Raw genomic sequence first — 23,827 nt, forward strand, 5'->3', positions numbered from 1 at the left:
CCACCATTTAAATATTAGCCGGCCTAGCTCAATCTGGCAGAGCAACTGACTTGTAATCAGTAGGTTGGGGGTTCGAGTCCCTCGGCCGGCACCACCAATCATTTGGAGGGGTAGCGAAGTGGCTAAACGCGGCGGACTGTAAATCCGCTCCCTCAGGGTTCGGGAGTTCGAATCTCTCCCCCTCCACCATTTATTAAAATGATTGGGCCATAGCCAAGCGGTAAGGCAACGGTTTTTGGTACCGTCATGCGCTGGTTCGAATCCAGCTGGCCCAGCCATTTTATTTTTTTTTGGACATCTTTTGATGGAAAATAATTTACTACATGAGCCATTAGCTCAGTTGGTAGAGCATCTGACTTTTAATCAGAGGGTCGGAGGTTCGAATCCTCCATGGCTCACCATGTACATAAAAGTTGGGGCCTTAGCTCAGCTGGGAGAGCGCCTGCTTTGCACGCAGGAGGTCAGCGGTTCGATCCCGCTAGGCTCCACCATAATCCAGTTACCAAAGTTGTTCTCTGCTTAATCGGGGAGCAGCTTTTTTTAGTCTACATAAACATATAGGGGATTCAGCATGTGGTATTGGTCATTCGTAGCGTATCATTTCGTTGATTCCCCATTGACGGGAGTTTTTTGCCCATTGGGGGGATGATTCCCCATTGATGAGAGGTTTTTACCTATTGAGGGGCGTTGATTCCCCATTGACGAGAGGTTTTTACCCATTGAGGGGCATTGATTCCCCATTGACGAGTGTTTTTTGCCCATTGAGGGATGCTGACTCCCCATTGATGGGTGATTTTTACCCATTGAGGGGCGTTGATTCCCCATTGATGAGAGGTTTTTGCCCATTGAGGCATACTGATTCCCCAATGATAGGAGGTTAAAAATCGCAAGGCGTTCTATACATAATAGCCCTAGCTTAATTGAGCTAGGGCTATTGCTACGAGATGTATTGGTCTTTAAGAAAGTGGCCGAAGACGTGGCCGGTAAGCATGATTTGATTTTGCATTCGATTTATTGTAATCGCTTTCAATTTTGTATATTTATTCATGATTTTGTCGAGTTGAACCAATCTATACTTACGGATACAATGTTTGCAGATAAAGGGGGTAACATAACAGTGAATCATAAAATAGGAATCATTGGTGCACCGATTACAATTGCTCAACCCAATATGGGGGTCGATCTCGGTCCCGTTGCCATGCGCCACGCTGGATTAATTGATCGCTTTAAATCATTGAATCTTACATTCGAAGATTATGGGGATATTGACGTCCCGCTAGAAGGTAATTTTGAGATAGACCCTAAAACAAATTTAAAAAATCTGGATGAAATAACAAAAGGAAATGAATCGGTTGCGAATAAAGTTGTGGAGATTAAGAAAAAAGGTGAGTTCCCTTTAATTTTAGGCGGGGATCACAGTATTGCGATTGGATCCATTGCTGGATTACATCAGTTTTATAATAACATGGGGGTTATTTGGTACGATGCTCATCCTGACTTAAATAGTGGAGAAACATCGCCATCCGGAAACATTCACGGTATGTCTTTAGGTGTCAGTATTGGAATAGGTGAGGAACGCTTAATATCGATTAATGGACGTTATCCTAAAATCAAACCTGAAAACGCTGTCATTATTGGCGCTCGCTCAATTGATGATGGTGAAAAGAAAATTATAAAAGAGCGAGGCATTCGATGTTTTACAATGCATGACATTGAAAAGTATGGCATGGAGCATGTGATGAATGAGGCGATTACGTATTTAAAAGAGCGAACAGACGGTGTCCATCTCAGTTTCGATGTAGATGGAATAGATCCGGCTCATACGCCAGGTACTGGTACACCTATAGAAGGTGGTCCATCATATAGAGAAACGCATTATGCCTTAAGCCAGTTGTATGATGCTAACATCTTAACCTCGGTTGAAGTCGTCGAAGTGAATCCATTATTGGATCAAGGAAACCAAACAGCAGAAGTTGCCGTTGATATGATGGCTTCTGTTTTTGGAGAAAAATACTTATAAACTTTAAAAAGGACTAAAGCTGCGACATGACGTACTTTAGTCCTTTTTAGTTGAGCTGATAGAAAAGTATCCTACCTACATAAAAAAACCTTTACAAAATTTTGAATTTAAATTTTATTTTTACATTTTACGCGTTATAATAAATAAGTATCATCTTTGCGTCATGCTAATTTTTTATTTTTAATGAAACCTTTTGATGGATCATTCGTATATAAGCGTGACCGCACAATTTGCGGGGGAACTTTTATGGACTTAAGAATAAACCAACTGATTAAACAGGTGAAAAAAGGTAATCATGAAGCGTTTGGTTTGATTATAGATCAATATCAACATGCAATTTATCAGCATTGCTATCGGATGTTAGGTAATCATCATGATGCACAAGAAGTCACACAAGAAGCATTTGTCAAAGTGTATACCAATATCAAAACCTTTAAGCAAAACAATAAATTTTCGCCGTGGTTATATCGCATCGCGACGAATTTAGCGATTGACCATATGCGTAAAAAGCGACCAGTCAGTATTTTGGATCAACCGATTCATTCAAATGACCATACGACGTTATTAGACAAGCAAAAAAGTAAAGAACAAACACCTGAAGAAAGCTATGAACGGTTAGAGTTAAGTGAAACGGTGCAGGAAGCGCTACTCACCCTTCCCCCAAAATACCGAGCGGTTATCGTTTTAAAATATGTAAGAGATCTCCCCTTACAGGAGATTGCTGAGGTGCTAGAATTGCCTATGGGAACGGTTAAGACGCATTTACACCGTGGAAGAGAGGCTTTGAGGAAAAAGCTTGTTGAGGCAGTAAGGAGTTGATAAGATGGCGTGTAATCAATCATCTGAGAATGAGTTACATCGTTATCTCAATCGTGAATTGAATCAAGAAGAAGAAAATCAGCTAAAAAGACATCTGATGGAATGTCAAAATTGTCAAGAGCATTACCGTGAGTTAAAAAGATTGGATGGGCAATTAAATTTTCTACCCGAGATTGATGCTCCGGATGATCTTAAACATAATATCATGCATCAACTCCCACAAGATCCAAAGGTTAAAAAATTCTCTAAGATTGTCAGGGAGCATCCATTTATTGCCGCGGCTGTTGTCTTTTTCATCGCAATGTTTTCCTCAACATTGACGCAGTACCATACGAATCAACAGATTTTCGTATCCTCAGAAGAAGGTGTGATTAAAGAAGGGAACCGCGTGATTATCCCTGAAGGTGAAGTCATTGAAGGCGATTTTACCGTTAAAAATGCTGAGCTTGTATTAGAAGGAAAAATTCAAGGTAATTTAACCTTAGTTAATAGTCAGGTTGTGAGTATGCACGAGCATCAGGATAACTTTCTTAATTCCGTTTCCCATCACGTTGGAGGAACGGTGACTGAAATCGATCAATATTTTGTATGGGTTTATCATAAAATTGAACATGAGTTTAAAAATATTGTTACGTTTGTTTCACCTTAACGTTTAGTAGAAATTCGCTACTAGACGTTTTTTTGTGGGAAAAGTACCGGGTATGTATGCTATAATTTAATTAGTATGTTTTCCGGCGAGAGTAGTAGGTCGAAATTAACTTAAGGGTGAGTAGCTTGGTGTGGGAAGATCTTAACTTTTTAAATGTGCTAAGAATTATTGTAGATATTGCAGTTGTATGGTTTGTCATATATAAATTATTTACGTTAATACGCGGAACAAAAGCCGTTCAATTGTTGAAGGGTATTATTGTCATCCTGGGAATTTGGTTTGTCAGTTCCATTTTGGATTTAAATACCGTTCAATGGTTGGTTTACCAAGCAATTGAGTGGGGTTTTCTAGCCGTCATCGTGTTGTTCCAGCCAGAGATTCGCCGTGCGCTTGAGCAATTAGGAAGAGGAAGCATCTTTGCACGTCACACCCAGTCTCAAGAAAAAGCGATTAGTGAAACGATTGATGCCGTCATTCGTTCATGTAAGTATATGAGTAAACGACGAATTGGGGCTTTAATTACGATTGAACGGGAAACAGGCATGAGTGAATATGTTGAAACTGGGATCGATGTTAATGGTAAATTAACGAGTGAATTATTAACGAATATCTTTATGCCTAATGCCCCGTTACATGATGGTGCAGTCATCGTCCGTGATGATGAAATTATTGCGGCAGCCTGTTACTTACCACTTAGTGAAAGTCCATTTATCTCAAAAGAGCTTGGAACCCGGCATCGAGCGGCAATGGGTGTTAGTGAAGTCACTGATGCGTTAACTATTGTGGTATCTGAAGAAACAGGTATGATTTCAGCAACAAAAAATGGAGAGCTTCATCGAAAGTTAGCGGAAGAAGATCTTCGCAAAATGTTGCTTAAAGAATTAGATCCAACTTATGATACGTCTACTTCAAGCAAGTCGTGGAACTGGAGGGGAAAACGTGATGGATAAGTGGATTAAAAGCCCGTGGTTTACACGAATTGTTTCATTATTTTTGGCCTTGTTATTATATACAACAGTTGCCATAGATGAGGCTAACACAGCACGCTCGGATCGAACGTTTCTTCCGACTGCTTCAACGAATACAGAATCAATGGATAATGTCTCATTACAAGTCGAGCTTGAAGAAAAGCAGTATGTCGTAAGAGGTGTACCAGACACGGTTGAAGTAACAGTAGAAGGTCCTGTTAGTGATGTGACACAAGCCGTTAGACAGCGTAATTTTGATGTATTTATCGACTTAAATGGTTTAGGGCCTGGAACGCACGAGGTCGATGTTCAGCATCGAGGCATGTCTAGTCAGCTAAGTGTTTATATTCAACCAAGAACGATTGAAGTGACGATTGAAGATCGTGCCAGTGTGACACAACCTATAGAAATAGAATTTGTTGGCAATAATGATGTTGAAGCAGAAGATGTGTTCGCATCACCACCAACGGTTACGCCTAACGAGGTTAATGTAACCGGAGCCAAATCCGAAGTGGAGCGAATTGGCATCGTTAAAGCTATTGTAGATTTTAATCAATTAGCTGAAGATGGCATTGCAAGAAATGTGCCGATTAAGGTCTATGACCCTCAAGGGAATGAGCTAAACGTATTTGTCAACCCTTCAACGGTTACAGTTGAAGCGGATGTTTCAATGTCGGACAAGCGTTTCCCATTAATAGCTGAAACAACCGGAGAATTAAATGAAAATTTAGTCCTTAAAGAAATTAACCTTAGCCCGGTCACAGCGACGATGTATGGGGCAAATGAAACCCTAAATGATATTAACAACATGGAGCCACTTACCATAGATTTATCTAATATAACGGAAACAACGACGGTTGAGAAAGAATTAAATACACCACCGGGAGTGAGAAGAATAGAACCAGAATCCGTTTCGGCTGAAATTGTCGTAGAAGAGGCTGAAGAAAACGTATTGACAGACATGGAAATAAACGTGGATAATTTAGACGACGGTCAAGACATTACCTTTTTAGAGCCAGAGGAACCATTAATCGATGTCACAGTCACTGGCTTAGCCGAAGATATTGAAAACATCAGTGAAGACGATATAAGAGTATCAATTGACGTTGCAGATTATGTTGAAGGTGAATTTTATGCGGATATTCAATTAGAGGGACCGGATGACATCCGTTTGCGTACAGATACAGAAAGGGTTCGTGTGAGAATAGAGTAACAAATCAAACACGATTGATTTGGAAGAATAAAGGAGCGAAACGAAATGGGAAAATATTTCGGTACAGATGGTGTCCGAGGCATCGCAAATACAGAATTAACACCAGAACTGGCATATAAACTTGGTCGTTTCGGTGGCTACGTTTTAACAAAAGACGCAACAGAAAAGCCTAAAATATTAGTTGGGAGAGACACGAGAATATCTGGAGAAATGTTAGAAGGCGCTTTAGTGGCTGGAATCCTTTCTGTAGGCGTTGAAGTCATGCGTTTAGGCGTCATTTCTACTCCCGGGGTCGCTTTTTTAACAAAAGCATCAGGTGCACAAGCAGGTGTCATGATTTCGGCATCCCATAATCCCGTTGAAGATAATGGAATCAAATTCTTTGGCTCAGACGGCTTTAAACTATTAGATGCTCAAGAGGAAGAAATTGAAACGTTATTAGATGCCGAGCAAGATGATTTGCCTCGTCCAACTGGGGGCGAAATCGGGCAAGTCATGGATTATTACGAAGGCGGCCAAAAATATTTACAGCACCTTAAGCAAACCGTTGATCAAGATTTTGAAGATGTCAAAATCGTACTTGACTGTGCTCATGGCGCAACGTCACCACTTGCTTCACATCTATTTGCAGATTTAGAAGCAGATATTTTAGCAATTGGGTCTTCTCCTGATGGCTTGAATATTAACGATGGTTACGGCTCAACGAACCCCGAAAAACTCCGCGAAACGGTGGTTGAACAGGGAGCGGATATCGGTTTAGCCTTTGACGGCGATGGTGACCGTTTAATTGCAGTTGATGAAAAAGGTAATATTGTAGACGGCGATAAAATCATGTATATTTGCGGTCGTTTTTTCAAAAAACAAGGCCGCTTAAAGCAGGACACTGTGGTGACAACCGTGATGAGCAATATCGGATTGTATCGCGCTTTTGATGAATTAGATATTTCAACGGTCAAAACAAAAGTTGGCGACCGTTACGTCATGGAAGAAATGCGCAAGAATGATTACAACCTTGGCGGTGAACAATCAGGTCATATTATTTTCTTAGACCATAACACGACAGGAGACGGTATGTTATCAGCATTACAGCTCGTTAATGTCATGCAGGAAACAGGCCAATCACTGTCTGAATTAGCAGAGGCTATTACGAAGTTCCCACAAGTGTTAAAAAATGTTCGTGTCACCGATAAACACGCTGTAACAGAAAATGACACGATAAAACAAGAAATTGACCGTGTCGAGCAAGAACTTGGTAATCAAGGCCGCGTACTAGTTCGTCCATCAGGAACTGAACCAGTTGTTCGTGTTATGGTTGAAGCACCTACAAAAGATGAATGTGAAAAATACGTCAACCAAGTCGTTGAAACGATTGAAGCAACACTTGGAATGTAAATGCATAGTATATTAACGTTAGAGCATAGGAGTTTAATTGGTCCTATGCTCTTTCATATTTGTAATCATATTGTAATTGACCAAGCTGATGAAGATAACGTAAAATGGTATTTGTCTAGTTGATTCAAGAAGGGAAAGGAGCGTAGCGGGGATAGTATCTAAAAGCGCCAGGGCTATTTCTATGAACGGACTAAATAGAAATAGTTGACGAGGAGAAGGTTTCATCGAATAATCGGCGGGTGCCTTCCAGTTGAATGTCATCTCAACTGACACGTTTTACGTGAAAACATAGAGGCGACTCTATGCACAACCACATAAAACAAGATGACACATATAGAATACGGGAAAGGGGCAAACGAATGCCCCTATAGGATTTGTTTGCCTCTTTCACTTAGAGGAGGTACACAACATGTGTGGAATTGTAGGTTATATTGGGAATAATGATGCAAAAGAAATACTATTAAATGGTTTAGAGAAGTTAGAATATCGCGGATATGACTCAGCCGGGATTGCCGTACGTTCGGATCAAAATACAGAATTATTTAAGGTCAAAGGACGTATTGCAGCTCTACGTGACGCAGTCGATGAAAACATTCAAGCAACAACAGGTATCGGCCATACACGCTGGGCAACACATGGAGAACCGAGCGCAACGAACGCTCACCCACACCAAAGTTCATCTGGTCGATTCACTTTAGTTCATAATGGGGTCATCGAAAACTACCTTGAACTAAAAGCGGAATATCTACAAGATGTTAACTTTGTAAGTGAAACCGATACTGAAGTTATCGTTCAGTTAGTTGAAAAATTTACTCAAGAAACAGGTAATACGCTTGAAGCCTTCCGTCAAACGGTTAAACTATTACACGGCTCATACGCGCTTGCTGTTTTAGACAATCAGAATCCTGATGAAGTTTTTGTTGCGAAAAATAAAAGTCCTTTACTAGTTGGATTAGGTGAAGACTTTAATGTCGTTGCGAGTGACTCGATGGCGATGCTACAAGTGACAGATCAATTCTTGGAACTAATGGATGGCGAAGTGGTCATCGTTAAACAAAATAGCGTCGAACTTCAAAAACTTGATGGTACACCCGTTGAACGTGATCCATTCACAGCTGAAATCGATGCAAGCGATATTGAAAAAGGGACGTACCCTCATTTCATGTTAAAAGAAATTGATGAGCAACCATTTGTGATGCGTAAAATCATCCAAGAATACCAGGATGAACATGATGACATTAAGCTAGACGAAGACATTCGCAAGGCCATGAAAGAATGTGACCGTGTTTATATTATCGCAGCAGGCACAAGTTATCACGCGGGCCTAATCGGTAAAGAATTTTTAGAGAAAATTGCGGAAGTCCCAACTGAGGTACATGTGGCAAGTGAATTCTCATATAACTTCCCACTCCTATCTGAAAAACCATTATTTGTTTTTATCTCACAAAGTGGGGAAACAGCCGACTTACGTTCAGTTTTAGTCGAAACAAATAAATTAGGTCACCCAGCACTGACAATTACGAACGTGCCGGGATCCACCCTTTCTCGTGAATCAAACTATACTATGCACCTGCATGCAGGACCAGAAATTGCTGTGGCATCAACGAAAGCCTATACAGCTCAGATGGCTGTCTTAGCAATCTTAGCTGTCGATACAGCACGCGCTAAAGGCTTAACATTAGACTTCGATCCAATGAAAGAACTTGGAATCGTCTCAAGTGCGATGGAAGCCCTTTGCGACCAAAAGGAATTATTCGATCAGATTGCACGTGACTATTTATCAACAACACGTAACTGCTTCTTTATCGGACGCGGTTTAGACTACTACGTCGGATTAGAAGGTGCTTTAAAATTAAAAGAAATCTCATATATTCAAGCAGAAGGCTTTGCTGGAGGCGAGCTTAAGCACGGTACCATCGCATTAATCGAAGACGGTACACCTGTTATTGCCCTTGCAACACAAGAACACGTGAACAGTTCAATCCGAAGCAACGTTCAAGAGGTCATCACCCGTGGCGCAAATGATTGTATTATTAGTTTAGAAGGACTTGACCGTGAAGGCGATGCATTCGTCATTCCAAAAGTTCACTCGTTACTCACACCGTTAGTATCAGTACTGCCGTTGCAGTTAATCTCTTATTACGCGGCACTTCATCGTGATTGTGATGTTGATAAGCCGAGAAATTTGGCTAAGAGTGTGACGGTGGAGTAAGTCTATTGGTAGTGATTATCTGATGTGCAATTAAAATAAAGTTGTACAATATATAATAAAGTTCTACTACAAGAAATAAAGTTTTACTATATGTGAATGAGGTTAAAGCTAAGTATCTTTCAAAAAACTTGGGGATTTATTACCCGTTTCAGTTATAGTTGCAATACTTTAAATTAGTTGACAGCAGAATTAAAGTCAGATGACTTCAAAAAGGCACTAGGATTAAATTCCAAGTGCCTTTAGTTTTCTAAATCCCATTACTTTATACTAGTGGATATAAACATTGAGGCATCTTGATTCATAAAAATACGATTTCCATGATAGAATGTCTTAATTTCAATTGATTTAAATCCAACTTCGGATAATCTTTTTTTCAGTTCTTCATGCGAAAAACCGTTATGAACTTTCGGATGATTTACTTTATCGTTTTTGTCAAAATCAACAATAATGATTTTGCCACCATCATTTAAAATGTTGAACAATTCCTGTAAAATTTTTTTAGTATCCGGAATATGAAGAAGGACGAGTGACAGTAAAACGATATCTGCATTAAGTTCAGGAGTTTCTTGAGTGAAATCTGAATAAAGCACTTTTGAGTTAGTAATTCCTTTGTGGGAAATTTTAGCTTCGGCAACATCCAACATTTGTTTTGATGAATCAACCAATAAAACAGAATCTACTAAATCTGATAGTTCTAAACTAATTAGACCAGTACCACTCCCATAGTCTATTAGGGATTTTGATTTACTATTTCGTAATTCTGGTCTTACTTCATTAACTATAACTTTAGCTAATTCAATTCTATCTTCCGTATCATATCTTTTTGCCATCTGCTCAAAAACGTTATCTTCCATACTATACACTCCTATTTTTTAAAAATTAAAGCTGCTTAGTGGTCACTATAGCAAAAATAAAAACCTTAGGACAGTTCTCCCCTCAAACCCTATCGTATAAACCTTATTCTTCTCTGCTTATGACATTTATAGTTCCACCAACCTGCCCCGTAGCTAGCCAGTATCATAAGTATCGCCCTACTCCTTGTTTGTGGTGCCCCTCTTTTATTGGGCTAAAGGGATTTTACTTCCAGCCGACGAATTTATTAGTTAGACCGAAAAATTTTATAATAACTGTCGATTCAGTCAAGATTAGTTCGTCGTATAAATAGAAGCGGAATTACCGATCGGTTTTACATCGGTTTACGAAGCTTCACAATAAAATAGGAGGTAAACACATATGAGATTTATGATGATTGTCAAGGCTACAACAGATTCAGAAGCGGGGGTTATTCCAAGTCAGGAACTTATTGATGCTATGCAAAAGTATAACGAGGAATTGGTAAAGGCCGGTGTGTTACTCGCAGCTGATGGCTTGCAGCCTACCTCAAGCGGAATCCGGATTTCCTACCCAGAGCCCGGAGAAAAACCAAAGGTGATGGACGGTCCTTTTACTGAGTCAAAAGAATTGATCGCGGGATATACGCTAATCGAGGTTAAATCGAGGGAAGAAGCTATTGAATGGGCTCTGCGCATGCCGGATCCCCACGGATATGGACAGGGTGAGATTGAGCTCAGACAAGTGTACGAGGCGGAGGACTTTATGGACAATCCTGAAACACTAGCAAAAGAAGTAACACTTCGCAAACAAGTTGCAGAGCAAAAAAAGGCGTGGTGACGTTGTCCGAAACACATCGAACCATTGATGCGATATGGCGAATGGAGTCGGCAAAGCTAATTGCGAGTTTAACCCGAATGATACAAGACGTGGGTATTGCAGAGGATCTTGCCCAGGATGCTTTGGTAATTGCCCTTGAAAGATGGCCGGAGATCGGTATTCCAGACAATCCGGGTGCCTGGCTGATGACAACGGCGAAGCGGCGTGCGATTGATCTTATGCGCAGGACGAAGCGGCGTGATCAGAAGTATTTAGAGATCGCCCGTGGTATGGATTTATACAAAGAGGAAGATGTCGATCATGCTTTGGAAGGGGAGATAGGTGACGATCTCCTTCGTCTGATTTTTATGACCTGCCATCCAGTGTTATCGCAGGATGCCAGAGTTGCCCTAACGCTTCGCCTGTTATGCGGACTTACGACAGATGAAATCGCTCGTTCTTTCCTCGTCGCAGAATCAACGATTGCCCAACGTGTGGTCCGGGCCAAGAGAACCCTCAGGGCCGAGAAAGTTCCTTTTGAGGTACCTGCAGGAGAACAACGTGATAAACGTCTATCTGCAGTACTCGAGGTGATTTACTTGATGTTCAATGAAGGGTATTCAGCAACCTCTGGAGATGACTGGATTCGACCATTGCTATGTCAGGAGGCATTGAGACTCGGCCGCGTACTTTCTGAAATCGTACCACAAGAACCAGAAGTTTACGGATTGGTTGCCTTAATGGAGATTCAATCTTCGCGTCTTAAAACTCGGGTTAGCGCTACAGGTGAACCCATACTTCTGATGGATCAAAATCGGGCAAAGTGGGATAGACTGCTGATCCGTCGTGGAATAGCAGCACTTAAACGCAGTCAGGAGCTTGGAAGCACACTCGGTCCATATGCGTTGCAAGCTGCGATTTCTGCTTGTCATGCGGAAGCTCCTACTGCGGCAGAGACCGATTGGATCCGTATCGCTGCCCTTTACGAAGCACTGTCCAGGGTAACTCCATCGCCAATCGTCGAATTAAACCGGGCTGTTGCGATATCAATGGCATTTGGACCCTCCTATGGACTAGAGATTGTCGACGAGCTGAGTGCCGAACCTTCCCTAAAGGGATACCATCTATTGCCTAGCGTTCGCGGCGATCTTTTGGTCAAGCTAGGGCGATTCGATGAAGCCCATACAGAATTTGAACGTGCGGCTTCGATGACCCGGAATTACCGTGAGAAGGAGCTTTTGCAGAACCGGGCACATGAATGTGAGTCTTGAAACATCAGGAATTACTGTTTTCTACAATTCTAAAACCCAAATTGTAAGGATGTCTGAAAATGGGAATATTGAAGCTTTACATCATCCCAGAAAAAACAATAATGAGTTATTGTAAGCATTTTGCTGAATACAAAGGAGGTAACAATATATGAGAAAAGTGGTTTTAAGAATGAACGTCTCTCTTGATGGGTTTGTCGCGCCAACAAGTGGAGCGCATGACTGGGTCTTTCACAGCTTTGATGATGAGTTGGAAATGTATACGGTCGACCAGCTATGGCAAGTGGGTACGCACATCATGGGACGAGTGACCTATCACGACATGGCAGAGCATTGGCCATCTTCGACCAGTAAATTAGCTCCTCCTATGAACGAAATCCCCAAAGTCATCTTCTCTAAAACACTGAAGGAAACCAAATGGAATAAATCACAGGTGGCGGACGGTGATATTGCGGAAGAGATTTACCGTCTGAAACAGCAACCTGGCAAGGATATCATGGCACACGGAGGCGCGGGATTCGCACAGTCCCTTACAAGACTCGGTCTTATCGATGAATATCGATTGATTGTTAACCCTATAGCGTTTGGAAGTGGATTACCATTATTCAAAGACTTGTCTGATGCGATCAACCTTAAGCATCTTAGCGCAAAGGTATTTAAAAAAGGAGCCGTCCTTCATACATATCAACCAGTAAGGAGCGTCGAACATCCACAAAAAAGTGGTCAGGGTTGATAAGTAACTATGTCTTCTGAAGCTTTGGGACAAAGTCGGTCTAATCGACTGGTGTCGATGTTGTCGGAAGGAAACCTTAAGTCTATCATTTAGAAAGGGTGAGTCTCACCAATACGAAGACAACAAAAAAGTCGGAAAATTTATAAAAAAGTTTGATATAATTATGTTGATAATCTGGACTTTTAAACTCAACAATCGGGCCAGATTGTTGAATGAAGCTTTGTAAGAAGATCCCGCCTATTAACCGTGTAGGCGGGATTGTTCATTTCTGGGGTGTGTATAAATTTAAAGTGTCTTATTGAGAATCTTTAACGGATTTTACCATCTGGCGTATGGCTCCGAGATGGTAGGCAGAATGGGCAAGAGATCCCAGAGCCTCATTGATTGTTTGGGTATTCCAATCAACGGAATCAATGTTTTTCATAAGCGTGAAGTATTCATTTTTTAATCCATCTTGAATTCGGTTCCACTGGGTTTCATTAACTGAGGTAATCCTCCAGCTCTCTCCCCAATCCATATCTGGTTGTTTCCCTTTTTTTAAGACTTTATTGGTTCCCCATAAATAAAAGCGAGTATGGTCGGCGTGTGCTGCAACTGTCGTCCCGTGAAACGACATTGAGGCTTCTTCTGAGGACAACTGCTCGAGTGTCTCAAGTATGGCAGTGTTTGGATCTGTGAACATACTTCCAACACCTCTTGGTCCTTCGAATGCCTCATTTAGCCGCTCGTTAACTGCAACTGCTAATAAATGATTCATTTTATTCCTCCCTTGTATTTTTTAAATGTAATCACAAGAGAGATTTTGTGATTACATATAAGATGGCACAAACCTTTGGTCATCTTTCTGTAAACCTCGAAATCATTAACTAATTTCAAATCTCATAATGGGACGCTTGCGATTGCGAAGATGGACTTCTATAAAATCAAATTCTTGGAACAGATCCATTGTACCTGTAAAAACATCAGCATCAGAAACTCTACTGGATAAACGACTTTCGAGTACATTGCTCCCAGATGTATATAACCCTCTATAATTATTTTGGTGGTTATATTGTAAAGCAGTTGATTCTAACTGTCAATAACTTTTATAATGGTTATAATGAAAAATCAAAGTTATATTGCCCGGACTGTCAAAATACTTACGGTAAGACAAGGAGAAATCACATGTCTGATATAAATAAAGATGTACACAAGCATGATTTACTCGGCGGACGTTTGTGTTTGGATTTTGCCAATACAGTAAGTTGGCACGATAGCAGTGAGAAATCACAGGAGTTGCTGACGAGTTACGAGAAGCTGGTAAGCTGGAGTTTGCATGCCAATATTCTTAAGAAACAACAATCGCTTTCACTACTAAAAAAAGCAGAAAGTCAACCCTCTAAGGCAAAAGAGGTTCTCCAACAAGCTATTGAGCTGCGGGAATCGATTTACCAAATATTTAGTTTAGTATCAAACAATGAAACACCATCCTCTAAGGATCTTTCTATTTTGAATGAAGCCTTAGGCAATGCTTACGGGATGATGCGAATAGTTCCTGGTGAAAATAAATTTTCATTGGAATTTTTTTGTGAAGAAGCATTAGACGAAATGCTTCCACCGATTGTTCAATCTGCTATAGAAATTCTTATTTCTGAAAAAGAGCTAAGTAGAGTGAAAAAGTGTGAAGGGGCTCCGTGTGGTTGGCTGTTTTTGGATACAAGCCGCAATCGTAGCAGACGTTGGTGTTCGATGGAGGATTGCGGTAACCGCGCGAAGGCAAGACGTCATTACAAAAAGAAAGGAAGGCAAAAATAACATATAACTTAGGAATAAGGCTATTTATTGTTTAAAGTTCTATACTGAAACTCTTCCGTAATCGGGCACGCTTTCGGAATAAAAGCTTGCCTCCCGTTTTATACATAAGGGTATAACACTTAATAAGGTAATAGTTATTATGTATAACGAGGATTATGAGATAATTTAGTTATTAATAAATAAGTGAAAAATAACGAATAGGGAAAAGAGGGATTAAAAATGGATGTAAGATTTCAATTGGGAATTTACAATTACCTGAAAAAGTAACATTAGAACATATTCAAAAATGGATAGAAGAAATCGAAACTTACACGATTCGATTAAGAGAAATTGTTGACTCATTAAGTGATGAGGAATTAAGCAAAACATACCGTGATGGTAGCTGGACAGTTCGCGGGCTTGTTCATCACATTGCAGATTCTCAGTTGAACATGTATCAACGCTTGAAGCTAGCTTTAACAGATAAGAATCCAACAGTACCAGCTTTTGATCAAGATAAATGGGCTATTCAACCGGATACAAAACTCCCTGTAGAAAGTTCTATTAAATTGTTAGAAGGTATAAATGAGCGCATCGCATCTTTAGGACATAGCTTAACTGAAGAGCAAATAAATCGAGCTTTTACTCACCAGGAAAACGGCGAAATAACAGTTGCAACAAAAGTTGCAAAATTAGCTTGGCACGAAGAGCACCACTTAGCCCATATAAAAATCGCATTATCAAAATAATACAATATGTATGGAATGGGCTTATCGAAGTTCGGAAAGCTCATTTTTTATGAATTCCAAAAAAGACAGAAAATTTTATAATTTTATATTGAGTTATTAGACTGAACAAACTATAATGAAAATATCTAATATTCAAATATTGAATAATTGAATAATAGGAGTGATGCAATGGAAAGAGATTTTTTTATGTCTGCATATCCACAGACTAAGTTGAACACAGAGGAATCTTTAGGAGTAAGTATATTTACAAATATTCAACTCATTGATTACTTTTTAAATAACCCTACAGTTCAAACATCAGAATGGATCAAAGATTTCTCTAACAGATTACCTGAAAGTGTTAAAGATGATTTACGAATATTAAGGACTTTATTTGCTCACGGAGTTATTTTGCGTGATTTTTACATCAAAAGTATGAACCATCTTAATCAAGATTGGGATGACTTTATTAGTTGGTGGAAAGAGTTAAGTAAAGAGGAATTGCTGGAGCTTGTTATTTATGGTATTAGGGAGGTAATGGATTATTATTATAAATACTTACCAACTAATCCTTCAGTAGAAAAGATAATGAAAGAAGTCAGCTTGGAGGAAGACCAATTAAAGAATGCAAAAAATCGTGAAAATGCTATAAAAGCAGTTTTAGAAAGCTGGTCCGTTGAGAGAATTGGTGAAATACTGCCAATATATAAAGATTTAACTGAAATTAAAGAACGAATTGTTAGATTACTAGTTGGGTTTTGGGAATCAGGCTTTAGAGAATATTGGGAAAGTAATAAGAACAGATTATCTGAATGGAAATTAAAAAATATTATACAAATGTCTAAATCCTTTGGGACTAATGAAGAGGCTATTTTTAAAATTACGGGCTTATATCCAGATACAAGCGAAATTGAAAAAATAAATCGAGTACACGTTTTAACATTTATACCTGTGCCTAATATGGGAAGACTTCTTTCCTTTGCTGAATTAGATAAGCATGGTTATATCATGTTTGATCCTTTTCTAGATAGTAGTGAAGAGAATGTAAATGATATAAAAACTATGGATTTTAATTTAGCATTTGAGGGATTGGGTGATTCTACTAGGCTTCAAATAATCAATTTATTAGCCAAGAACAAGGAGATGTTTGCGCAACAAATTGTGACGAAATTAAACATGAAGCAAAGTACGGTTTCTCGCCACTTAAATCAGTTACACCAATCAAATCTAGTGATCATACGACAAGAAGGAAGTACTAAATATTTTTCAATCAATAAAGCTGAGATTAATAAGGTTATAAACATTTTAGAGACATTTTTAAGATAATTCAAGGAGAGGGGTTTGTTTATGGCAGATTTTCGGATAGAAAGGCTTAACACTGTTATTATTCCCGTAAAAGACTTGGAAAGATCTATTCATTTTTACCATAATGTACTTCGGTTACATAAAGGGTTTGTCGATAAAAGCATGGCTTATTTTTCTTTTGGATCTGATGATCATCAACCGACGATATTGCTACACATTATGGATGAACCTGAGCCCGTTGAGAAAGGAATGGTTATTGAGTTATTAGTGGATGACCTAACGTCAGCAGTTTCTTCAATTAAGAATGCTGGTGGTGAAATTGTGCAAGTACCTATTGATCGTGAATGGGGAGTAAAAGAAGCGGTTATAGCAGATCCGGATGGATATAAAATTTGGATCGTTCAAACCTTGGGGTAAATAAACAGAAGGTTAACAAATTATATCTTTGGTTAAGTGTTAAATTTCTCATTATAGAGTTTAGGAGGTGTTGACCATCAATATTTCAATCATTAAAGCAGCTCCAGAACATACAGAAGAGATTAGTAGAATTTGTTCAATAGGTTGGCGACAAACTGTCAAAGGTAAATATAGTGAAGACTATCAAAATAAAAATGTAGAATATTGGTATAACCATAAACGAGTACAGGAGGATATTGTCAAAGGTATATATACCCATGTTGCGATGGTAGACCAAAAAGTTGCTGGAACAATAGGTGGAGTCGTGAGTGAACCAAACATAAGTGAGATTTATGTTTTTTATGTTGATGAAATGTACAGATATAAAGGGATAGGCAGAAAACTTCTGGATGCATTTACTAAGGAACATATAAAGAATGGCGCAACCGAACAATATGTATCTGTAGAAGAAGAGAATGAACTTGGCCTACCCTTTTACAAATCTCGAGGCTTTCAACAAAACATTCAAGACAAACGCTATTGGAGGCAGCTTACTAACTGAAAAATGGAGACACCAAGTTAAGTGATTTTTGCCTTTGATTGTGATGAACGAAAGCTACCCAATACGAATAACATTTCCATCATATTTATTTAGCGAAATTGCCATCCCCCTGTTACTGACTTTTTACTTCCCTGTATGAAATTCTTAAATGCTACACATGGTAACACTAGGACGTGTGGGGAGGAGGCAGTACTATAGAACAGACATGGCTTTCTATAATTCCATTCATTATCGTCATTGGATTCTCGATTTGGTTAAAGAAAATACTTCCTGGACTCGTTTTAGGAGTGCTTGTTGGAGCATTTCTAGTGGAATTCAGTGTACTTGAGGGGTCAAAAGAAACGGTCAATTATATCGTAACGACACTATCAGACCCAGGAAATATAAATATCATCGCATTTCTTTACCTGTTTGGCGGACTGATAGGTATGATGCAAATATCCGGAGGGGTCAAAGGTTTTTCAGAGTGGGTGGGCGACAAAATAAGCTCTGAACGCGGGCTCCTGACAGTGATTTGGCTGACGCTTCCATTTACATTTATGATGCCCATGTTCCGAATCATGATGATTGGCCCGGTTGTGAAAACATTGTTGAAAAAAGTGAACGTGTCCAGCAGGAAAGTCGGCTTTACGATGGATGTTTCGACAGGCTCAGTGATTGTTCTGTTACCGGCAGCAACCGCATTTGTCGGCTTCATGGTGTCGATCATTGAAGGTGGGATTCAAAAACATAACCTGGAGGCAGATGCTTATCAAGTATTTTTATCCAGTATCCCATTTAACTTTTTTGCGATTGTTATGTTGATTATAGGATTGATTTGGACTTTCTGGTCTAAACCTAAGAAGAAGGAGATCAAGAAAAACAAACAAGAGGGTGAGGAAGCGTTTCACCGCACAGGAATTAAAAAAGAACTGTCCATGGTGAAAGCACAGCCGTGGAATTTAATCGTTCCTTTGTTTTTGCTGCTTGGGCTGACTTTGTTCCTGTTGTGGCAGGATGGCATGGTAAAAGGAGCCTCAGGGGTATTTGACGCCCTAGCAAAAGCAGATGCTACGTTTGTCATTCTCCTTGCTGTATTTATTACACTGATTCTCACATTTATTTTCTATATGTTTAGGAAGCAAAAGCTTGATGAGACGTTGTATCATTTCTATGATGGTGGTAATCAGCTGATGCAGCCGATTATTCTCCTTGTACTTGTATGGTCATTGTCCCTTGTGGCAGAAGATCTTGGGTTTTCCAAGTTTATTGGGGCAACTCTTGGATCGTTCCTACCAGCTTTCACCATTCCGGCCATTGTCTTTTTAGTCGGTTCAGCTGTCAGTTATTTCCTCGGTTCTTCTTTTGGAACTTGGGGGATTTTCATGCCACTTGGGATAGCGCTCGCGACTTCTACCGATGCGTCGCTTCCGATGACAGTTGGAGCAGTATTTGCTAGCGGTTCATTCGGTGCCATGACCTCTCCACTTGGTGATACAACGATTACAACCGCATCCATACTCGATGTCCCTTTGATCAGGTATGCTCGTTATAAATTGAAAATCGTCTCAATTGGTGCCGGCATCGCCACAGTTATTTATCTGGTAGCCGGATTCCTTCTTGGATGATGATTTTGGTACTTCCCAAATTAGAGTGAAGAATGTTTTTTGATTGATTAAGGGATCATATAAAAAAGCATGGTACTCATCGTCTAGATGACGTACCACGCTTTTTATCTTACCAGGTTTTATCCCGACTTTTTTCATATAATTTCTATTCTTCTATAGAAATCGTAATATTTAGTTGGCTACCTTTGTCACCTACATCATGGCCAGCAGCTAGAATAACCCATGGATAACCATACCAATAATCATAAATCGCTTCATCATAATTACCTGATTTTACCCAACCGTCCTCAGAATCTGTAGGTTCAAAACCTACTTCTTTACTTAACTGTTCATATAATTTTTCATACTCGTTCATTAATTGCTGTTTATTTAAATCATTAACTTCTAAGAAGGCAATCTGTACTGTTTGTAGGTATCCTTCCGTTGAGAAAGTGTACTCTATTTGAGCTGAACGGTCATAGAAATCTGTAAGTGGATAGATAATCTTATTTTCTTCTTCATGGTAAGGCTTCCTTGTCTCTAAATCCTTTACCTCACTCTTCGTCATACCAAAACTAATGTTATTCCATAGCTCAAATCGATCTGCTTCTTCTTTAATAGGTATGTCACTATGATTCATCGTATAATACTTCTTCCAATCTAGCGCTTCATCAATTGCAATAGCGAAATTCAAGTCTGCAGAGCTTTCAAGTGAAAAAGTATTAATACCAATTAACTCACCATACATATTAAATAGACCACCGCCAGAGCTACCTGCTTCAATCTGGGCTGACGTTTGAATGACTTTGAAATCATCCTCTTTATAAGTATTACTAATAATACCAGTTGATACTGTATTCTCTAAACCGTAAGGACTACCTATAGCAACAACATCATCACCCTTACCGACATCTTCATAAGAACCAAAGGAAGCAGGACTAATTCCCATCGAAGTATCTAATTTTATTAATGCTAAATCCTTATCTTCATCCATTTCGACAATACCAGTAATGCCTACCTTTGCACCATTCGTGAAACCGACGTATCCATTTGTGTAACCATGAACAACGTGAGCATTTGTTAATATTAATCCATCTCCAACGACAATACCACTACCATAAGTAATATCAGTTTCAACTGTCACGACTTGCTCATCTACTTTCTTAACTAATTCAGATGTGGTAAGTTCTTTTTTAGGGGCAGGTATGACTTCAGCGTTTCCACTCGTGATGGTAACAGTTCTAGTAGAGTTATCCCAACCAACTGTTGCTCCGAGAGATTCACTTATAAACCTTAAGGGGACTAATGTTCGCCCATTAGCAACTTTTGCAGGAACACTTAATTCTACAACATCTCCATTTACTAATGCTTTTGTATTACCTATTGTTAATTGAACTGAAACTTCACCTTTTTCACCTGTAACCGTACGCGTTTCTTGATCCCAAGCAACTGTTGCTCCAAGACTTTCAAAAATTCCGCGCATCGGCACGAGTGTTCTACCATCTTCTATAATCGCAGGCTGATCATAATTTTGCTCTTCTCCATCAATCACAACGGATGCAGAAGATGCACTTGCATTTATAGGTGAAAATAAACTAAATATAAAGACAATAGATAAAACTAATAAAATACCTTTCTTCAAAAAATCACTCCCATTAAAATTTTAAAAAATTGGCACACCTTTACAATGATTATTTCGACCTTAGATACATAATATTTAGGAAAAAATACCCTTTTTATATCAAAAAATTAAATTTTTCGACAAAATAATACAAATTCCTTTTTGTTTTGAAGTAATAATATGAGGTTGAACAGATGAAAAATTAGTAGTGTAATTGTTCGACTTTTAAATACTGGAGTACATGATAGAGAATAACGAACAAGAAAAAATGAAATAAGGTCCGCTTTTAAAAGAATGGTGTGGCGAAGAAGAATTAATTTTAGTGTGGATTAGAATAATGTCATACTGTTCATAAAAAAGTTGCACGGTCTTACGCGTTTGGATATGCTTGCCTAAAGGGATGTTTTTATGTCAAAAAGAACAATTAAAGTTGATTAGTGAATTAAATAAGGTAGAGGAACGGGAAGGTGAAAGTGTGACAAACTGCACGATCCTTATTATAGAAGATGATGACGACATTCACCGAATGTTGGTAAATTTACTACATAAAAACGGTTATCACACCGAATCTGCTTTTTCCGGGACCGAAGCATTAAGACTTTTTGAAACCCATTCCTTCGATTTCGTGCTACTCGATTTAATGCTGCCGGGTTTACCGGGTGAGGATGTTTTACAAAAAATACGGGCTGTCTCAACAGTTCCAATCATCGTGCTTACGGCAAAAAAGGACAAGGAAACGACCGTTCGTTTATTAAAATTAGGTGCCGATGATTATATCGTAAAACCTTTTTATCCTAACGAACTGCTGGCGAGAATCGAAGTACGATTTCGTCAAACTGAACCGGCACACTATAAGGATAAATTGAGCTACAAAGACATACAACTTGATCTTGATAAACATATCGTCACGGTGAACGGCACACAATTATCTCTCACACGACGCGAATTTTTAATCCTTGAGCTGCTCGTGCGTCACCCGTATAAAGTTTTTTCAAAAGCCAATATTTATGAATCGGTATGGGGTGACGAGTTCTTCGGTGATGATAATACCGTCAATGTCCATATCAGCAAACTCCGAAATAAATTGGCACAGGCAAGCCCTGGCTCAGAATATATTCAAACCGTTTGGGGTGTTGGTTTCAAACTGGCAGAGGACATTTAATACTTTTTTAAAGATTTCTTAAAAAGAATTTAAAATATTCCTTGTATCTTAAAGACATCATATCAAAAGGAAGGTGTCTTTTATTGCAAAACCATGTATTGCGCACATTTGATTTAACAAAAAAATACGGTGAACAGACTGCACTCGACCATGTCAATATGACGATTGAGAAAGGAGATATTTACGGCTTAATCGGACGAAATGGTGCTGGGAAAACAACGCTTATTCGTACGATTACAGGTCTGGTATCAAAGAGTGAAGGGGCGATTGAACTCTTCTCACATAAAGAGGCGAAGGAGATTCACCGGCAACGCAGGCGAATCGGGAGTATCATTGAAGCCCCCTCTTTGTATCCATCGTATACGGCATATCAAAATATGAAAGTCCGTCAATTAACGTTAGGAACTCCCGAAGAGGAGCGGATCGATAAAATTTTGAAAACTGTGGGTCTGGCGGCTACTGGGAAAAAGAAAGTCAGAAACTTTTCGCTCGGTATGAAGCAGCGTCTCGGGTTAGGCCTGGCTCTACTGTCCAATCCTGACTTTCTCATTTTGGATGAACCGACGAACGGTCTTGATCCGGAGGGGATTAGAGAAATCCGTCGCCTACTGCTGGATCTTAATGAAAGCTACAACATTACTATTCTCATATCGAGTCACATTCTCGGCGAATTGTCCAAGATTGCAACTCGTTACGGTGTCATTCATGATGGTGTCCTTGTTGATGAATTCACAAACCGAGAGCTCGAGATGCGTTGTCGTCAATATTTGCGGTTACAAGTGAATGATATTGAAAGAGCGACCTTCGTGCTGGAAAATAAGCTGCAGACAACAGATTACCAGGTAAAAGATGGAGAGGTTCTTCATATCTACGACCTTCTTGATCAATCCGGCAACATCTGTCTGGTTTTGGCCCAGGAAGGTGTAAAGGTGTTAACGATTGAATCTAAAGGGGACGATCTGGAAAGTTACTTTTTAAACCTGATGGGAGGGCTTCAACATGCTTAATGTGTTGCGTGCTGATTTTTATAAGCTCAGACATCTAAAATCTTTTTATGTCATCATCGTTTTGACGGCTTTTTTCGATTTTGTTATTCTTTCCGATCTTAGTTTCTACCCTGACAGTTATCAATCGACGTATGACAACTTCCTGCAAATTGCCTTCTATCCTTTTAGTGTATGGCAGTTTATGCCGTTGGTTATACCGCTTGCACTTGGAATATTGATTTGTCTTTTGGTCACAAATGACTTTTCATATGGCACAATGAAAGATCCGGTAACACTTGGCCACAGTCGTTTTAATGTGTTTTTTTCAAAATGTTTAGTTTCGGGTATTGCTGCAATCGTCATCTTACTCGCCTGCATACTTGTTTCGCTATTCACAAGTATATTGATGTTTTATGGATTAAATAGTGATCCCAGCTTCCGAGACATCGCTCAATTTGGTATTCGGACATTATTGGAAATCGGATTGTCAGTCGCATTTGCCGTATTGTTTACAGCAATTGCGTTTATCATTCGACATACAGCTATTGTCATGGCTATTCATTTCAGTGTAGCTCTGTTTGTGACGATGATTATTAGTTCAGTATTTTTGCCGAGTAGTCCAATTTTCTACGCTTGGCTCGGAAATGCCATGGCAAAGGTCAGTGGTGCATTCAGTATCGAAATGGTAGGAATAATTCTTGCAGTTATTGTCATTTACTTGCTTGTCTCAATTTTATTTGGATACGGTGTTTTCGCAAAACGCGATATGAAGTAAAGGGGAGGC

Annotated in this window: 22 protein-coding genes, 5 tRNA genes and 1 pseudogene; 24 read left to right on the forward strand and 4 right to left on the reverse strand. The window is 39.4% G+C overall.

Features of this window, described 5'->3' with window-relative positions:
• The first annotated feature begins 17 nt into the window (after positions 1-17).
• From BLP77_RS14110 to BLP77_RS14130, 5 genes are all read left to right on the forward strand, one after another.
• Positions 18-94 (forward strand) — tRNA-Thr (locus BLP77_RS14110).
• A 10-nt stretch (positions 95-104) separates the two neighbouring features.
• A tRNA-Tyr gene (locus tag BLP77_RS14115) sits at positions 105-189 on the forward strand.
• A 14-nt stretch (positions 190-203) separates the two neighbouring features.
• A tRNA-Gln gene (locus BLP77_RS14120) sits at positions 204-278 on the forward strand.
• A gap of 47 nt (positions 279-325) precedes the next feature.
• A tRNA-Lys gene (locus BLP77_RS14125) sits at positions 326-401 on the forward strand.
• Between the two features lie 14 nt (positions 402-415).
• Positions 416-491 (forward strand) — tRNA-Ala (locus BLP77_RS14130).
• 183 nt (positions 492-674) lie between these two features.
• Here BLP77_RS14130 and BLP77_RS14135 read toward each other — a convergent pair.
• A complete protein-coding gene (locus BLP77_RS14135; RefSeq protein ID WP_093857772.1) occupies positions 675-854 on the reverse strand; it encodes a hypothetical protein in 180 nt (59 codons plus the stop codon).
• Positions 855-1,117: 263 nt separating this feature from the next.
• Between BLP77_RS14135 and rocF the strand changes: the two genes are divergently transcribed.
• From rocF to glmS, 7 genes are all read left to right on the forward strand, one after another.
• A complete protein-coding gene (gene rocF, locus BLP77_RS14140) occupies positions 1,118-2,020 on the forward strand; it encodes an arginase (protein ID WP_093857841.1) in 903 nt (300 codons plus the stop codon).
• A gap of 246 nt (positions 2,021-2,266) precedes the next feature.
• Positions 2,267-2,839, forward strand: a complete 573-nt coding sequence (sigW, locus tag BLP77_RS14145; RefSeq protein ID WP_093857773.1) for an RNA polymerase sigma factor SigW — start codon at positions 2,267-2,269, stop codon at positions 2,837-2,839.
• 4 nt (positions 2,840-2,843) lie between these two features.
• Complete coding sequence (locus tag BLP77_RS14150; protein ID WP_093857774.1) at positions 2,844-3,488, forward strand: zf-HC2 domain-containing protein; 645 nt, start codon at positions 2,844-2,846, stop codon at positions 3,486-3,488.
• A gap of 125 nt (positions 3,489-3,613) precedes the next feature.
• A complete protein-coding gene (cdaA, locus tag BLP77_RS14155; RefSeq protein WP_093857775.1) occupies positions 3,614-4,438 on the forward strand; it encodes a diadenylate cyclase CdaA in 825 nt (274 codons plus the stop codon).
• Positions 4,431-5,669, forward strand: coding sequence for a CdaR family protein (locus BLP77_RS14160; protein ID WP_186807133.1), 1,239 nt, complete (start codon positions 4,431-4,433; stop codon positions 5,667-5,669). Before cdaA ends, BLP77_RS14160 begins: the two co-directional genes overlap by 8 nt.
• A 45-nt stretch (positions 5,670-5,714) precedes the next feature.
• Entirely contained in the window at positions 5,715-7,061 is a 1,347-nt protein-coding gene (gene glmM / locus BLP77_RS14165) for a phosphoglucosamine mutase (protein ID WP_093857777.1), read from the forward strand.
• A gap of 409 nt (positions 7,062-7,470) precedes the next feature.
• Complete coding sequence (gene glmS / locus BLP77_RS14170) at positions 7,471-9,273, forward strand: glutamine--fructose-6-phosphate transaminase (isomerizing) (RefSeq protein WP_093857778.1); 1,803 nt, start codon at positions 7,471-7,473, stop codon at positions 9,271-9,273.
• Between the two features lie 257 nt (positions 9,274-9,530).
• Here glmS and BLP77_RS14175 read toward each other — a convergent pair whose 3' ends face one another.
• Positions 9,531-10,127, reverse strand: coding sequence for a class I SAM-dependent methyltransferase (locus BLP77_RS14175; RefSeq protein WP_093857779.1), 597 nt, complete (start codon positions 10,125-10,127; stop codon positions 9,531-9,533).
• Positions 10,128-10,506: 379 nt separating this feature from the next.
• Between BLP77_RS14175 and BLP77_RS14180 the strand changes: the two genes are divergently transcribed.
• The 3 genes from BLP77_RS14180 (at position 10,507) to BLP77_RS14190 (ending at position 12,924) form a co-directional block, all read left to right on the forward strand.
• Positions 10,507-10,944 carry a YciI family protein gene (locus tag BLP77_RS14180; RefSeq protein ID WP_093857780.1) on the forward strand — a complete coding sequence of 146 codons (438 nt, stop codon included), beginning with the start codon at positions 10,507-10,509 and terminating at the stop codon, positions 10,942-10,944.
• Positions 10,941-12,194 (forward strand): RNA polymerase sigma factor, encoded by a 1,254-nt coding sequence (locus BLP77_RS14185; protein ID WP_093857781.1) that lies wholly within the window; start codon positions 10,941-10,943, stop codon positions 12,192-12,194. The genes BLP77_RS14180 and BLP77_RS14185 overlap by 4 nt, the downstream gene beginning before the upstream one ends.
• A gap of 148 nt (positions 12,195-12,342) precedes the next feature.
• Positions 12,343-12,924, forward strand: a complete 582-nt coding sequence (locus tag BLP77_RS14190) for a dihydrofolate reductase family protein (protein ID WP_093857782.1) — start codon at positions 12,343-12,345, stop codon at positions 12,922-12,924.
• A gap of 295 nt (positions 12,925-13,219) precedes the next feature.
• On the opposite strand, the gene BLP77_RS14195 is transcribed toward BLP77_RS14190, so the two are convergent.
• Entirely contained in the window at positions 13,220-13,681 is a 462-nt protein-coding gene (locus BLP77_RS14195; protein WP_093857783.1) for a hypothetical protein, read from the reverse strand.
• A gap of 407 nt (positions 13,682-14,088) precedes the next feature.
• Here BLP77_RS14195 and BLP77_RS14200 point away from each other — a divergent pair, with 407 nt between their 5' ends.
• From BLP77_RS14200 to BLP77_RS14225, 6 genes and pseudogenes are all read left to right on the forward strand, one after another.
• Positions 14,089-14,718, forward strand: a complete 630-nt coding sequence (locus BLP77_RS14200) for a CGNR zinc finger domain-containing protein (protein WP_093857784.1) — start codon at positions 14,089-14,091, stop codon at positions 14,716-14,718.
• A gap of 219 nt (positions 14,719-14,937) precedes the next feature.
• A pseudogene (locus tag BLP77_RS14205) lies at positions 14,938-15,446 on the forward strand (YfiT family bacillithiol transferase).
• Between the two features lie 168 nt (positions 15,447-15,614).
• Positions 15,615-16,751, forward strand: a complete 1,137-nt coding sequence (locus tag BLP77_RS16080; protein ID WP_245686897.1) for an ArsR/SmtB family transcription factor — start codon at positions 15,615-15,617, stop codon at positions 16,749-16,751.
• A gap of 21 nt (positions 16,752-16,772) precedes the next feature.
• Positions 16,773-17,147, forward strand: a complete 375-nt coding sequence (locus BLP77_RS14215; RefSeq protein WP_093857786.1) for a VOC family protein — start codon at positions 16,773-16,775, stop codon at positions 17,145-17,147.
• Between the two features lie 70 nt (positions 17,148-17,217).
• The gene (locus tag BLP77_RS14220; RefSeq protein WP_245686898.1) at positions 17,218-17,688 is read left to right on the forward strand and encodes a GNAT family N-acetyltransferase; all 471 of its coding nucleotides are present in this window, start codon (positions 17,218-17,220) and stop codon (positions 17,686-17,688) included.
• A gap of 194 nt (positions 17,689-17,882) precedes the next feature.
• On the forward strand, positions 17,883-19,295 hold the full coding sequence (locus BLP77_RS14225; protein ID WP_093857844.1) for a Na+/H+ antiporter NhaC family protein: 1,413 nt from the start codon (positions 17,883-17,885) through the stop codon (positions 19,293-19,295).
• Positions 19,296-19,440: 145 nt separating this feature from the next.
• Here BLP77_RS14225 and BLP77_RS14230 read toward each other — a convergent pair whose 3' ends face one another.
• Positions 19,441-20,916 carry a stalk domain-containing protein gene (locus BLP77_RS14230; protein ID WP_093857787.1) on the reverse strand — a complete coding sequence of 492 codons (1,476 nt, stop codon included), beginning with the start codon at positions 20,914-20,916 and terminating at the stop codon, positions 19,441-19,443.
• A gap of 379 nt (positions 20,917-21,295) precedes the next feature.
• Here BLP77_RS14230 and BLP77_RS14235 point away from each other — a divergent pair, with 379 nt between their 5' ends.
• The 3 genes from BLP77_RS14235 (at position 21,296) to BLP77_RS14245 (ending at position 23,818) form a co-directional block, all read left to right on the forward strand.
• Positions 21,296-22,057 carry a response regulator transcription factor gene (locus BLP77_RS14235; protein WP_093857845.1) on the forward strand — a complete coding sequence of 254 codons (762 nt, stop codon included), beginning with the start codon at positions 21,296-21,298 and terminating at the stop codon, positions 22,055-22,057.
• A gap of 83 nt (positions 22,058-22,140) precedes the next feature.
• Positions 22,141-23,064, forward strand: coding sequence for an ABC transporter ATP-binding protein (locus tag BLP77_RS14240; protein WP_093857788.1), 924 nt, complete (start codon positions 22,141-22,143; stop codon positions 23,062-23,064).
• Entirely contained in the window at positions 23,057-23,818 is a 762-nt protein-coding gene (locus BLP77_RS14245; protein ID WP_093857789.1) for an ABC transporter permease, read from the forward strand. The genes BLP77_RS14240 and BLP77_RS14245 overlap by 8 nt, the downstream gene beginning before the upstream one ends.
• Positions 23,819-23,827: the final 9 nt, after the last annotated feature.

The organism is Tenuibacillus multivorans (assembly GCF_900103915.1).
In the GTDB taxonomy this organism is placed as follows: Bacteria; Bacillota; Bacilli; order Bacillales; family Alkalibacillaceae; genus Tenuibacillus; species Tenuibacillus multivorans.

Excerpts from the sequence above, each read along its gene's own strand:
- BLP77_RS14135 (WP_093857772.1), bottom strand. The coding sequence starts at position 854 with ATGCCTCAATGGGCAAAAACCTCTCATCAATGGGGAATCAACGCCCCT.
- sigW (WP_093857773.1), top strand. The coding sequence starts at position 2,267 with ATGGACTTAAGAATAAACCAACTGATTAAACAGGTGAAAAAAGGTAAT.
- BLP77_RS14150 (WP_093857774.1), top strand. The coding sequence starts at position 2,844 with ATGGCGTGTAATCAATCATCTGAGAATGAGTTACATCGTTATCTCAAT.
- BLP77_RS14160 (WP_186807133.1), top strand. The coding sequence starts at position 4,431 with ATGGATAAGTGGATTAAAAGCCCGTGGTTTACACGAATTGTTTCATTA.
- glmM (WP_093857777.1), top strand. The coding sequence starts at position 5,715 with ATGGGAAAATATTTCGGTACAGATGGTGTCCGAGGCATCGCAAATACA.
- glmS (WP_093857778.1), top strand. The coding sequence starts at position 7,471 with ATGTGTGGAATTGTAGGTTATATTGGGAATAATGATGCAAAAGAAATA.
- BLP77_RS14175 (WP_093857779.1), bottom strand. The coding sequence starts at position 10,127 with ATGGAAGATAACGTTTTTGAGCAGATGGCAAAAAGATATGATACGGAA.
- BLP77_RS14180 (WP_093857780.1), top strand. The coding sequence starts at position 10,507 with ATGAGATTTATGATGATTGTCAAGGCTACAACAGATTCAGAAGCGGGG.
- BLP77_RS14190 (WP_093857782.1), top strand. The coding sequence starts at position 12,343 with ATGAGAAAAGTGGTTTTAAGAATGAACGTCTCTCTTGATGGGTTTGTC.
- BLP77_RS14195 (WP_093857783.1), bottom strand. The coding sequence starts at position 13,681 with ATGAATCATTTATTAGCAGTTGCAGTTAACGAGCGGCTAAATGAGGCA.
- BLP77_RS14200 (WP_093857784.1), top strand. The coding sequence starts at position 14,089 with ATGTCTGATATAAATAAAGATGTACACAAGCATGATTTACTCGGCGGA.
- BLP77_RS16080 (WP_245686897.1), top strand. The coding sequence starts at position 15,615 with ATGGAAAGAGATTTTTTTATGTCTGCATATCCACAGACTAAGTTGAAC.
- BLP77_RS14215 (WP_093857786.1), top strand. The coding sequence starts at position 16,773 with ATGGCAGATTTTCGGATAGAAAGGCTTAACACTGTTATTATTCCCGTA.
- BLP77_RS14235 (WP_093857845.1), top strand. The coding sequence starts at position 21,296 with ATGTTTTTATGTCAAAAAGAACAATTAAAGTTGATTAGTGAATTAAAT.
- BLP77_RS14245 (WP_093857789.1), top strand. The coding sequence starts at position 23,057 with ATGCTTAATGTGTTGCGTGCTGATTTTTATAAGCTCAGACATCTAAAA.